The sequence below is a fragment of the Nostoc sp. genome, from assembly GCF_036917355.1.
Taxonomy (GTDB): domain Bacteria; phylum Cyanobacteriota; class Cyanobacteriia; order Cyanobacteriales; family Nostocaceae; genus Nostoc.
In genome coordinates, this window is sequence record NZ_JBALDP010000107.1 from 1 (window position 1) to 11989 (window position 11989).

13 protein-coding genes are annotated in these 11989 nt (G+C 42.2%); all 13 read right to left on the bottom strand.

Annotated elements, in window-relative coordinates:
* Positions 1–240 precede the first annotated feature (240 nt).
* The gene (locus tag V7K53_RS31640; RefSeq protein ID WP_335201437.1) at positions 241–1434 is read right to left on the bottom strand and encodes an MFS transporter; all 1194 of its coding nucleotides are present in this window, start codon (positions 1432–1434) and stop codon (positions 241–243) included.
* 63 nt (positions 1435–1497) lie between these two features.
* Positions 1498–2508: an SDR family oxidoreductase gene (locus tag V7K53_RS31645; protein WP_335201438.1), complete on the bottom strand. Its 1011-nt coding sequence runs from the start codon at positions 2506–2508 to the stop codon at positions 1498–1500.
* A gap of 731 nt (positions 2509–3239) precedes the next feature.
* Positions 3240–4511, bottom strand: a complete 1272-nt coding sequence (locus tag V7K53_RS31650; protein WP_335201440.1) for a carbamoylphosphate synthase large subunit — start codon at positions 4509–4511, stop codon at positions 3240–3242.
* Positions 4508–4747, bottom strand: a complete 240-nt coding sequence (locus tag V7K53_RS31655) for a hypothetical protein (protein WP_335201441.1) — start codon at positions 4745–4747, stop codon at positions 4508–4510. Before V7K53_RS31655 ends, V7K53_RS31650 begins: the two co-directional genes overlap by 4 nt.
* Positions 4748–5112: 365 nt before the next feature.
* Positions 5113–5847, bottom strand: a complete 735-nt coding sequence (locus V7K53_RS31660) for a DCL family protein (protein ID WP_335201443.1) — start codon at positions 5845–5847, stop codon at positions 5113–5115.
* 102 nt (positions 5848–5949) lie between these two features.
* On the bottom strand, positions 5950–6489 hold the full coding sequence (locus tag V7K53_RS31665; RefSeq protein ID WP_335201444.1) for a DOMON-like domain-containing protein: 540 nt from the start codon (positions 6487–6489) through the stop codon (positions 5950–5952).
* Positions 6486–7604, bottom strand: a complete 1119-nt coding sequence (locus tag V7K53_RS31670; protein ID WP_335201452.1) for a phosphotransferase enzyme family protein — start codon at positions 7602–7604, stop codon at positions 6486–6488. Before V7K53_RS31670 ends, V7K53_RS31665 begins: the two co-directional genes overlap by 4 nt.
* A gap of 308 nt (positions 7605–7912) precedes the next feature.
* Positions 7913–9226 (bottom strand): Tudor-knot domain-containing protein, encoded by a 1314-nt coding sequence (locus V7K53_RS31675; RefSeq protein ID WP_335201445.1) that lies wholly within the window; start codon positions 9224–9226, stop codon positions 7913–7915.
* 134 nt (positions 9227–9360) lie between these two features.
* Positions 9361–9549: a hypothetical protein gene (locus tag V7K53_RS31680; protein WP_335201446.1), complete on the bottom strand. Its 189-nt coding sequence runs from the start codon at positions 9547–9549 to the stop codon at positions 9361–9363.
* Positions 9550–9556: 7 nt separating this feature from the next.
* Entirely contained in the window at positions 9557–9916 is a 360-nt protein-coding gene (locus V7K53_RS31685; protein ID WP_335201447.1) for a hypothetical protein, read from the bottom strand.
* Between the two features lie 95 nt (positions 9917–10011).
* On the bottom strand, positions 10012–10338 hold the full coding sequence (locus V7K53_RS31690; RefSeq protein ID WP_335201448.1) for a hypothetical protein: 327 nt from the start codon (positions 10336–10338) through the stop codon (positions 10012–10014).
* A gap of 127 nt (positions 10339–10465) precedes the next feature.
* Positions 10466–10798: a GIY-YIG nuclease family protein gene (locus V7K53_RS31695; RefSeq protein WP_335201450.1), complete on the bottom strand. Its 333-nt coding sequence runs from the start codon at positions 10796–10798 to the stop codon at positions 10466–10468.
* 385 nt (positions 10799–11183) lie between these two features.
* The coding region (locus V7K53_RS31700; protein ID WP_335201451.1) for a WD40 repeat domain-containing protein at positions 11184–11989 on the bottom strand (806 nt) is incomplete at its 5' end.

Here is an 11989-nt window from a genome sequence, read left to right on the forward strand (position 1 = left end):
CTATCTTACACAACTTTTTTATTACGATCGCACGCAAACTCGGTTTCCGAACTATTCCTCAAGCACAACGCGCACTCTCCAACCAACTCGATAGAATTTTTTCTTTCTTTGTATGAAACCACCCTGCCCTTTTTAAGGGGGGTTAGGGGGGATCTAAAAGTGCCTAAAATCACAGCGAAAAACTTTTCAAACATCCTCTTAGATACTTTGGGTAACAAATATGGGTAAGTTTTTTGAGACTTAACGAGAAAAGTCAGTTAGCGAATGTTGTACCAGCCAGCAATGTAAGCCCACCATTAACAGCGCCAATGGCAGCATCAACATTGGAATGATTTCTAAAGTTGTCCAACTTGCAACCCAGCCGGCTCCAGTGGGTACGATCGCTGCCCCCAAACTGGCAGCACTAGTGGCAATGCTAACAGCCGCAGGAACATGGGGGTCTGGTAATCGTTGAGGGATTAACCAAATGGTAGCAGGAAAGATGGCTGCCAACCCAAAGCCAATCAACGGTAAGCTAATCCATTGATCTGGCAGTTGCCACCAAGCAAGCAATCCAATGATTACAAGACTGAGCGACATACTGATTGTGCGGACTGCCCCAAGCGATTGCAAGAAATAACCTAAGATGAAACGCCCCAATGTTAATCCCACCCAGTAAGCACTAACGCTGTAACCCGCAATCAGCGTGGGAGTGTGACGAGCGACAGACTGCACAGTGTATGCCCAGTTACCAATGCAGGCTTCTGTGCCAACATAAACCAGCAAAAGTAGCCCAGTTAGCAATACTATCGGAGTTTGCAGCGCTCTGCCCAGATTTTCTAAGGCAGTTGTCTTTGATGGCAATACCCGTACTGTCATTGGTGTGTAGTTGAAGATGATTACGCCCAGTACGCTCACAATTAATAGGCTGACAATCCCGGCTAATACCCCATAAACTTGTCGCCAGTTCATGCCAACTGCTAACAAAGTAGTAGCGATCGCCGGGCCTGAAAGAGCGCCAATACCATAGAAAGCATGGAGCAAACCAATCAAATTCGCACTGCGGGAATCTTGCACAATGTAAGTGTTGATGCCTGCATCAATCAACCCAATGCCCAATCCCAACGCCGATCCAGCCGCAACCATGAGAAACCAGGAGGGTGAGATGGCATAGATTGTCAACGCCATCGTCAGCGCACCCGCAGCAATCAACAGCATTCGCGCTAACCCCAGCCGACTACTCACCAGACTGCTGGTGAATGCTGCCAGAATGTAGCCGCTAATTTGACTGAGAAACAGCAGGGTGACGGTTGCTGGAGTCAGGTTATAGGTAGACAGAATCGAGGGCAGAAGAACTCCTAATCCTGCTTCAGCAATGCCAATGGCAATAAAAGCATAGAAAGCGATCGCCGAACCTATCCACAGAGGCGGTAAGGTGCGTTGATAGTCTGTCATTGGCTGGAATGCTCCTGCATCGGAAAATTTGACTGCTGAGATTTACTCAATTAATCAATCGCCTTATCCTTCCTTGTTGAATGCCTGACCTGCTAGAAATGCTAATGCTAATGTACCAGCGATCGCACCCCACTGAAGAAGCGGATTTTTATCTAGCCAGTCGGAAACGCTAGGTATAACTAAGTTACTAAAATCACCCTTAACTCTGTCGTCTTCAGGAACAGATTGGTAAAAATTATTTGGTGCATCTTCAGACTTCGCCTCAGAAGAACGTAGTAAATCGAAGCCGACGAGCAGTAACAGTGAATCTACTAATGATGGTGAGACGCGCTGTACCACATCTAATATTTTAGCTACATCCCCAACCAAGAAGTCACGAGTTGGATGTTCGGCTACGTAGAGAATAGCATCAGCTACAAGTTTAGGATCGTAGTAAGGTGGTATCCCGGAAGGCTTTACACCTAATTTCGTCAGACCATTATTCCAAAAGGGAGTATTAATCACCGCTGGTTTCACACTCGTGACGCTGATGGGCCATTTTTCATGTTGCAACTCCAGGCGCATGGCTTCGATAAAGCCCTCAACCCCGTGCTTGGCTGCCGAGTAAGCACTTTGGTAGGGGAGCGATCGCCTACCTTCCATTGAAGAGACATGAATTAGTGCCCCCCGTCCCTCACGCTTCAGATGGGGTAGGGCTGCCATTGCACCATACACTTGTCCCATGAGATCGACATCAATGATATGCTTAAACTCTTCTGGTGTTGTGTTGTCGAAAGTGGCAAAGATGCCGATAGCAGAGACATGTACCCATGTATCGAGTCGCCCGTACACTTCCACAGTTTTATCTGCGATCGCTTTAACTTGCTCAAATACTTCCACATCAGCTACATAAAAAGTTGCCTCACCGCCAAAGCCGCGAATCTCCTCCACTAAAGATTTTAGCTTCGACTCACTCCGAGCCGAGACTACGACTTTTGCGCCGCGTCTAGCAAACTCAAGAGCTGTGACACGTCCGATACCGCTAGAAGCTCCAACGACCGAAACGACTTGCTGATTGATTGGCTTTAATTGCATAAGGTTACTTTTTAAAATAAATTGGGAATTGGCTTCGACAGCGTTAGAGACTTTAGCTTCAATAGGTAATTCAGTCGCTTTGTTAGTATCAGTTGTTATTAAAAATATTTCTTAATAACTCTCCTCTACATATATGTTAATTATTATTACAGTTGCATTTCTCTGTCTATTGGGGAATCTGAAAGCGCCACAGGAAGTAGATGTAAGCATTTTCTAGACTTTTAAGACTTTCGACTAATAAACATCAGAAACTTAGTCAACAAATCTCACAAAATCTCATCTGTCGCCTTTTACTTACTTTCAGAGGATGTTTGAAAAGTCTGTAGTAGTGTATGAAATATTTGTTTACCCCACCCTAACCCTCCCCTTCCAAAGGGGAGGGAACTAGATTTTTCGGTTTCCCCCCAATACATCGGGGGATTAAGGGGGGTAATTCGACTTGTGTGTACGCCATAGCCTTTCCAAGGAGGAATTAAGGGGGGTAAAAATGTGATTAAACACAGCCAAACACTTTTAAAACAAACTCTCAGACTCAACTTTCAAATGACACAATCTCCTGATGATATTTACTTTTTTTACAAATAGCTTTTTAGTCTGATTCACTCCTCAAGACAGATGCGAAAGCAGATTTAATTGAACCTCCCGCTTCCTTAAGTTTCAGGGCGATGGGTTGCACCCAAATCAATGCTAGAGTGTGTGGCAATGCTGCAACTTTATCTGATTAAATCTGTTTAAGGGAGCCATTGTAGTCCCTTGTTCTGTAATTTCTGCTCGATATGCTGCATTTCCTGAATAGTTTCTCCAGTCACGATCGCATAAATTTCGGTGTAGATTTTTCCGTATTTGACCCTCTCTAAAGCCGACAGAACGATTAAGTCCTTGCGATCTAGTTCTGGTTTTAAGGTGACTAAAATTGAATCTAATGTTCCTTCCATGCGGTAGCTACTAGAATATTTAGCAACTTCCTTTCCCAGTCCCAGTAGGGTGTGACGCTGCAAGCACAACGGAGTCGATCCATTGACTCGGAAATTGGCATCGATTGCATAAAATTGTCCGTCTCGATTTTCCAGCACATCAAACCCAATTACGCCGAAATAACCCTGTTTGTAAGCATACTTACCAATGGCAGCAATCATCTCAAAGAATTTGCTCATGTCAGTGTTACGGTAGTCAATCAGTCCGCCTAAATAGTTACCTTCGGGAGTGACGAGTTGGCTGGTAGTGCCGATGAGGGTTATCTCTCCCGTTTTGTTGACATAGAACTGTACGCAGTAATTCTGCACTTCATTCTTGACGAACTCCGAGACAATAATCCTATCGAGCAACTTAATATCTAAGTATTTCTTGATTTCTTCGAGGCAGTAGTTCAGATCGCTGAGGCTTTTGATGATATAAGTGCCTTCCCCTGAGAGTCCGTGGGACGTTTTAATTAAGTAGGGAAATTGTGGTAAATGAATGTCTTCTAGACTACAGGTGTGCAAATTGTAACTCTCGTATTTTGGACATTGCACCCCCAGTTCGGCTAGGGTTACTTTGCTGAGTAAACGGTAATGAGTGTCTGAATCAATAGCGTGTTTTTCAGGTTTTAGACGATCGAAGGGAAATAGAGTGATGAGTTTGTCAAAGCGTTCGCTGTGGCTGAGATCGTCCAGATAAGTTAAGCGATCCATCAGAGACCTATGAGAGTAGCTGAAGCCAAAATGCTCTTGCCAGTATGCAAGCAGCGACTTTGGCGGCGGATTAATCATAATTCCTGGAATGCGATCGCCTAATACAGCTAAAATTTTCCAAGGTTCCTTTTGGCAAATCTTGTCAAAGGAGGTTTTGGTGGCTTCACTACTGCCATCTTGAATAAAATATTTTTCCAGGTTGGGATAAGCAGCCCAACTGGCAGTTGCAGGGTAATTTAGGATAAACCCATAAGATGCATCTGTGATATCCTGAGCAAACAGATCGGAAAGAGAACTCCCTTGAAAGTATTGAAAGTTATATTGTGAGTTCATTTAGCCCTCCCAAAAACCGCATCCTCAAACAATTGGACAGATACATCTTCTGTCTGCACTCCTGCCAGCAGAACCCGATCTTGGTCAGAGACAATTTCTTCAGTAATTGCAGCTAAGGCTTGGGAAAACTTCGGTGAAATCAATCTATCTTTTGGTTGATTTTGTTTGTAAATCAGTTGCAATTGTTTTGTTTTACTAGATTTTATAGCCTGAAGATTGCTATATTTTTTTTGCATAAGGCTAATATTTGATAATTGACTTTTATTTATATATCTTACTTATCTTTTAATTAACTCTATCAAACGAAAGAAGTAAATTAGTTTATTTATTATCCTAAAATAACATGAATACTAAATGATTGTTCATCTGATAAAACAATAAGCATGAAGGTGTCAATATGTAAATATCTCAATACAGAGATATTTAACTTAATTTTTCTGCTTTCTAGTGCGCTCGTACTTTGAAAATATTCAAGAGGCAATTATAAACAGATATAATTCTTAAAATTGCCTTTACTCTTTGCAGTGGATCTGCCGTAAGTACAATTTGATTCATAACAAAGAGTTATGAAATCATTTTTTTAAGGTTTGATCTAAGAGACTCAATCATCAAATAATTCTTTTGGAATAATAACTGGGTTCTTAGACTTTAAAATTTTCTCAGAACCTCCAAGACTAAGATTTAGTTCAGCTTTTATTATTCTTAGATCAGCCATTTGATAGTGATAGCGCTTGAATTTATCTTTAAGTTCACTATCTAAAAAGGTAGTTTGGAATTGAGCATCCTGAGACATAGAAAGCATTTCGGGTTTAATCTCAACTTCATTAGCCGCAAGAAACGTATTTACAATAACTTGGAATGTTAAAGGCTTTTTGTGATCGAGATGGCTTTCGTAGATAGCAACTTTTTCGCCTGTAATATCACATTTGACTTTACCAGTCTCATCAGCAGATTTCTCAAAAAATTGTTCCTTAATCTTCTTGAGGTCGTCCTGAACTGCATTTCGACAAGCCTCAAAGAATTCTTGATATAACGACTTTCCTCTTGCAGCTATAGCTGTTAGGTAGGAGAAGTCAGTCTTACTACCATCTTCACGCTCTATCCAGAAACAACTTGTAGGCATATCGGTTCTATCTTTATAGAAACGTTTTACACCACATCCAATCTTTTTGTCAGCTTCAGGATGACGCTCAATAAGGGCGAGAAGCATTTCACGATCATCAGTATCAACCGTTTGACCATTACGATACCTTTCAAGCATTTGCTTAAAGTATTCTTTGGCATTCTTCTGAAATTTGAACTCTTTGCCATTCAGAACAATAGGCTGTCTTGCCATTAGCTTTTTCTCTAGATGTTACTTGATACGTAATAATACCCGCAATGTTTCAGAATGACATCTTGAGTCAGCTACTCACGGTAAATTTCTGAATATTAGTCTTTACAACTCAACTATAAAACTGTCTCGCAGATGAAAATCAGCTTCTACGCCTTGATGAGTTAACGCCCAGTAAGTAATCTCGCCATCTCTATGTTTGATAACTGTAGTAATGCCAATTTCAATGCCTTGATTTGCCAAGACGATTTTATCCAAATCGACATCCAACACAAGTGCTAAACTGTCAACTTGATTCTGAACGCTAAACGGTAGCTTTTCAAAAGCTGTTTCTTCTTGCATCCCTTGACGATAGCCATCAAAGTGATAGACATTCCAGTGTCCGGTAGGAGAGAGATTAAATTCCCAATACTGTGCAGAATCTTTGATGCCAAGGAAAAATTCAAAGCAAGTGTCTTCCCACAATTCATGCTTGCGTAATGGTGCATTTGATAGTGGAACAATTGCAATTTCTTTTAAATCGCCTCCAAGGTTGTAGTTAATGGCAAGTTGATTAGAATTTCGAGAAATATTGCCTGTAATTTTCAAATGAGGAAAGGACTCGGTAGAAGGGAAAGGTTGCAGAGAAAATGTCTGGTTATTCATTTCATATCTTGGATAATTTTGCGAATCTGCGTTTCTTGAGATTCAATACTTTCAGTCAGCTTAAACTGGACGATTGCTCTTGCCAAGTTATGTTCTGGGTGCTTAACTTTGAAGTAGACATTTCCTGCTAAATAATCAGCAAAAAATCTTAGTCCTAGTTCAAAAGTAATTAGACGAATGGCATCATATATGTATGCATAATCATTTTCGGTCAGAAATGCCTTAGCCACAGCGAGATAACCCTGGAGGATTTCCTGACACAAATCGGTATCGAAATAAATACTTTCCCAATTCTCGGTTTCTTCGCCAGCCGGATTGCAACCCGATCGCAGGCAATCACCAATATCGTAATGTACCAGACCGGGTTTCACGGTGTCCAGGTCGATGACGCTGACGGCTTGCTGGGTAACAATATCAAACATCACGTTATTTATTTTGGGATCGCCGTGCATCAGACGTAGGGGTAGCTTGCCTTCAGCTTTAGCATTTTCTAAGATATGTGCAAAGGCTTGGCGAACGCTAACAAACTGTAAGCAATAATTAACTTCCGAAGATTGACGCGCACTAGTTTTCGCCAAAACTTCCTCGTAATGCTGGAGATAAAACGGTGTAATATGGAAGCCTTCGAGGGTGTCAGCAAGTTTTTCTGCTGGCAAATCGCTGATTAGATTGTGGAACATCCCCAAGGCATAACCGATTTCTTTCGCGTATGAGCGATCGCGCATACTATCAAAGGACTGGGAGCCTTCAATAAAGCTGATTGCCCGCCAAAATGAGCCATCTGCATCCTTCCAGTGGTCTTGAGCGTTTTCGGTCAACAGTACGCGTGGCACTTCCCAGCGACGATTCAGGGGTGTATCCTGCAACCTTTTTTGAACGTGTTCAGTTAAGGTACGCATATTCTGCATAATCAGTTGTGGCTGACGAAACACCTGTGTGTTAATGCGTTGCAGAACAAAATGTTGTTCCTTTGAGGAATCTTGAGTTGCTAAAAAAGTGTCATTGATATTACCGCTACCAAATGCTTTAACGCCTGTAACCTTTCCCAGTTGGGCGAATTGGTTAGCGATCGCCACCAGATTTTCTGTACCGTGTATATTTAATTCTTCTATCATCTGTTTCATCTCTACTACTCCTCACGTACATTGCACGAAAGCAATAGGGGATATCGTAGCGCAAGTATCAAGATAATTTGTAATTCGTAATTGATTAACAAGATGTCAATTATGAATCTTTAAAAGTACTAGAGCAATCCTGAATTCATTCGTGAAAAACAAGATTTCTGACTGGTTCCCAGTCTCTAGACTGGGAACCCATTCTGGAAGGCTCTGCCTCCAGTAGCTTGACAAGAGGCAGAGCCTCTTTTAAACACATTCCCAGCCTAGAGGCTGGGAACAAGACGAACCCCGTGCTAACTCAACAGTTAGGAAATCTCATCGCTATCAACCCACTCGTCATAAGATGAGTCATAACCAACGTAGTGAAGATAGTATTGCTGACCTTGGATTTGCTGAATTGTTGCGGAATACCAAGCCTCTTGGTCATCATCCCAACATTTTACCTTTTGACCTACTGCATATCCATTTTCATCAGTGGAGCGAAGATCGCGAGTGCGAATGTCATCTTCGCCTACCCACTCGTCATAAGATGAACCGTAACCAAGGTAATGAACAAAGAACTGGTCATCTTGGATTTTCTCAATAGTTCCCTGATACCAATCCTCGTCATCACTATCCCAGACTTCTACTGTTTTGCTTACTTCATACTGAGTCTTATCTGATTTCTCTGATTTAACGGCAGATGAGACATCTTGAATCGGCTTTTGTTCCTCTTGTTTGATTTCCTCTTTTACTAGAGTGTATGCTTGTAAAATCAAACTGCGAGCGACAGTTTGAATTCCTGTATGCTCGTAGTAATTGGTAGTTTGATCTAAGAATGCTGCAACCAAATCTAAATTATCATCAGCAATCTGAATAAAATTACCCAAATTACTAGAAATTGATTGCGGCGTTATGCCTGTTTTGGATACTAAATTATTCATCCAGCCTTGCACGGAGTTGAAACCCTGACTGATAAAACCAACTTTATCAGAAGGATTACTGCCTGGAAGAAAGTTATTAACGGCTAAGAAAACCGGATTTTGAGTTATTGCACTAGAATCAGTACCACTAATAACTCCGTGAATTTTGCTGAGAAAGTCAGGGCCCAAGGGCAGAATTCCATCTAGACAAACTAAACCTACCATCCGCATTAGGGATGCATTTTGATAGTTGTTAGTTAGGGAATTAGCAAACTCTTGGGGATTAGGTTGAGGAATACCGTTTAGTTTGCAAAAGGCGATGATTTCGACAGCAATTTTCAATACCAAATCAATGGATTGAGTGACATCGGCTTTAGGAGTAATGTTGCCTAAAAAAGAGAGAAAGCCGATTTTTTCACTAACTTTATTTGCTAAAGCCGCCGCTGCCATCGCTGTGTCTGCCTTATCAATTGTTTGATAAAGTTTGATGGCAAACTGGTAGCCTTTTTGAGGATCTATGTATAAACTAGCAGCGCGATCGCGGATTTTCTGAATTACCTTAGCATCCGTTTCTCCAGTAATGACGCGGATATTATTGTCAAACCCCGTCAAATTGCTCCATTCACCTGGTGCTACATAATCAAGAGCCTTTAAAACTTTGACAGTAATATTGTCAGTCGGTAACTCGTCAACCAACTGAATAATTGATTTATCCATCAGCCGATCCTCAAAACTCCAGATATCGTTACAACACGGTTCAGAGCAGCCCACATCGAGCGCTGGGCAATTACTAAACCGTATTTATAGAATTCCCCAACCTGACCAAAAAATAACGATGTTAGTAACAGACGCTACACCTCAAGATATTGCATAGGCGATCGCAACAGCTTGAGTCTGCGAGGGATGCGTAGGCGCAGCCCTTCTCTACGAGAGGCTACGCCAACGGCTGCGCTCAGGAACCACCCGTCGTAGACATCGCTTCCCAGACAAAACCCAGATGGATTGGCAAACTTAAACGCAGACAGCAATTCTGAATCCAAAATAGTATTATTTCGACAAAACCACGTTTTGACGCACAGCACGCTTGCGATCGCTTTTACGAGTACCTCCAGCCATCTGATACTCATGGCTATTATTACCATATTTATAAGCAATACCACGCAAAATTTTCTCAGAATAGTCTGCTAAATCCTGTTCATTTTCGACGAGCTGGGTTAGCAAGACATCGATAGTAGAGAGGGTGGTATTGTATGCTTCTAGAGATTGCCGCACTCTTTCGATTTTTTCATTATAATCTTTGACTGTTAACCCCTCTCCGACATCAAGAGTTTGACTAATAGATTTAACGCTTGCTAGACGTAGTTCGGCTTTGCCAAGAGTACGTGAATTGCGTTTTCGCCTTCCCATAATTAATACTCATTTTCTCAATTTCTCATAACTCTATAGTGGACAATTGTTGAAAAGGTTGTCATACGTGGAATTGTTGATTTTTCTAAAAAATTCTAAAATTTATTTGCTTTATACCAATTTGTAATTACGAATTCTGAATTACCAATTACGAATTGGTTTAACATCAAAGCGGAAGTTGCTACAGCTTGCGCGAAATACGGAAACGTTAAAGCGGAAGTTGCTACAGTTTGCACAAAACGCGGAAACGTTAAAGCAGAAGTTGCTACAGTTTGCACAAAACGCGGAAACGTTAAAGCAGAAGTTGCTACAGCTTGCGCGAAACACGGAAACGTTAAAGCAGAAGTTGCTGCAAGCAAAGCGGAAGTTGCTACAGCTTGCGCGAAACACGGAAACGTTAAAGCAGAAGTTGCTGCAAGCAAAGCGGAAGTTGTTACAAGATCAATCGCTCCCTTCGGCTACGCTCAGGACAAGCTCATTACAAGTCGCTCCCTTCGACTTACTTCGACTACGCTCAGTACAAGTCGCTCAGGGAGCTTTCGACTTCGCTCAGGGAGCGGGAGTGTTTTTGTGGTCGAAGCTAGCCAGCCTACTGTAATGAGTTTCATTTTGACATTCGGCTAACTTATGCAACAAATTTGTATCCCCTGAAATTAGAGCTTGCTTCTTTTTTCGACTCCAACCTTGCACTTGTTTCTCACGCTCAAAAGCATCTACTACGCACTGATAATACTCACAAAAAACTAGCTTCACAGGCAACCGTTTTGCCGTGTGCTTTGCACCCTCACCTTGTTGATGTTGCCACAGCCGCCGCTCAAGATCCGTTGTACTACCCGTGTAGTAACTACCATCAGCACATTCAAGAATGTACATATAAGCCATAAATTGATTTGCGCGATCGCTTTCTATTAAAAAAGTGTTTTCTAAGTAAAGTGTTTTCTAAGTAAAGTGTTCCCTGAGCAAAGTGTTCCCTGAGCGAAGTCGAAGGGAACACTCTCCTGCTAAATTTTCAGCATCCTTGTAAAACTTGAATAGGAGTCAACTTTAGGTCAGCAAATACCAGTGAAGCGATCGCCTGTTTTCATCAGTACATTGTTTGACTTTTGTAAGCGATCGCTCCGAAATACCAAAAGTGCGATGCCTGCGGCGGGCGTAGCCATCGCAGTACCAGTAATTGATTACCTTAAGCAAAACGTTCCCTGAGCAAAACGTTCCCTGAGCGACTTGTACTGAGCGTAGTCGAAGTAAGTCGAAGGGAACATTCTATCTAATTGCTCTTAGTACCAATGCCATTGCAGAGGTGCTTATCGCTCACATTGGGATTTGATTGTAAATAAAGATGTAGCCTAGCGCAACTGTAACCGATTAAATCCTCTAAGTTATTTAAGTAAGCCCAGACTTTCACGGTTTTGTCAAAACTAGCAGAAGCGATGGTCTTGCCATCGGGGCTAAATGCGACGCCAATGACCGCATCGCTATGCCCTTTGAAGGAGGTGATTTCTTTAGCTGTCACCGCATCCCAGACTTTCACGGTTTTGTCATCACTAACAGAAGCGATGGTCTTGCCATCGGGGCTAAATGCTACGCTATAGACCACATCGCTATGCCCTTTGAAGGAGGTGATTTCTTTAGCTGTCACCGCATCCCAGACTTTCACGGTTTTGTCAAAACTAGCAGAAGCGATGGTCTTGCCATCGGGGCTAAATGCGACGCCAATGACCGCATCGCTATGCCCTTTGAAGGAGGTGATTTCTTTAGCTGTCACCGCATCCCAGACTTTCACGGTTTTGTCAAAACTAGCAGAAGCGATGGTCTTGCTATTGGTGCTAAATGCTACGCCCCTGACCGCATCGCTATGCCCTTTAAAGGTGGTGATTTCTTTAGCTGTTGCCGCATCCCAGAGTTTCACGGTTTTGTCATCACTAGCAGAAACGATGGTCTTGCCATCGGGGCTAAATGCTACGCTATTGACCCTATAGCTATGCCCTTTAAAGGTGGTGATTTCTTTAGCTGTTGCCGCATCCCAGAGTTTCACGGTTTTGTCATCACTAGCAGAAACGATGGTCTTGCCAT

Excerpts from the sequence above, each read along its gene's own strand:
- V7K53_RS31675 (WP_335201445.1), bottom strand. The coding sequence starts at position 9,226 with ATGGATAAATCAATTATTCAGTTGGTTGACGAGTTACCGACTGACAAT.
- V7K53_RS31640 (WP_335201437.1), bottom strand. The coding sequence starts at position 1,434 with ATGACAGACTATCAACGCACCTTACCGCCTCTGTGGATAGGTTCGGCG.
- V7K53_RS31655 (WP_335201441.1), bottom strand. The coding sequence starts at position 4,747 with ATGCAAAAAAAATATAGCAATCTTCAGGCTATAAAATCTAGTAAAACA.
- V7K53_RS31650 (WP_335201440.1), bottom strand. The coding sequence starts at position 4,511 with ATGAACTCACAATATAACTTTCAATACTTTCAAGGGAGTTCTCTTTCC.
- V7K53_RS31670 (WP_335201452.1), bottom strand. The coding sequence starts at position 7,604 with ATGATAGAAGAATTAAATATACACGGTACAGAAAATCTGGTGGCGATC.
- V7K53_RS31645 (WP_335201438.1), bottom strand. The coding sequence starts at position 2,508 with ATGCAATTAAAGCCAATCAATCAGCAAGTCGTTTCGGTCGTTGGAGCT.
- V7K53_RS31665 (WP_335201444.1), bottom strand. The coding sequence starts at position 6,489 with ATGAATAACCAGACATTTTCTCTGCAACCTTTCCCTTCTACCGAGTCC.
- V7K53_RS31685 (WP_335201447.1), bottom strand. The coding sequence starts at position 9,916 with ATGGGAAGGCGAAAACGCAATTCACGTACTCTTGGCAAAGCCGAACTA.
- V7K53_RS31695 (WP_335201450.1), bottom strand. The coding sequence starts at position 10,798 with ATGGCTTATATGTACATTCTTGAATGTGCTGATGGTAGTTACTACACG.
- V7K53_RS31660 (WP_335201443.1), bottom strand. The coding sequence starts at position 5,847 with ATGGCAAGACAGCCTATTGTTCTGAATGGCAAAGAGTTCAAATTTCAG.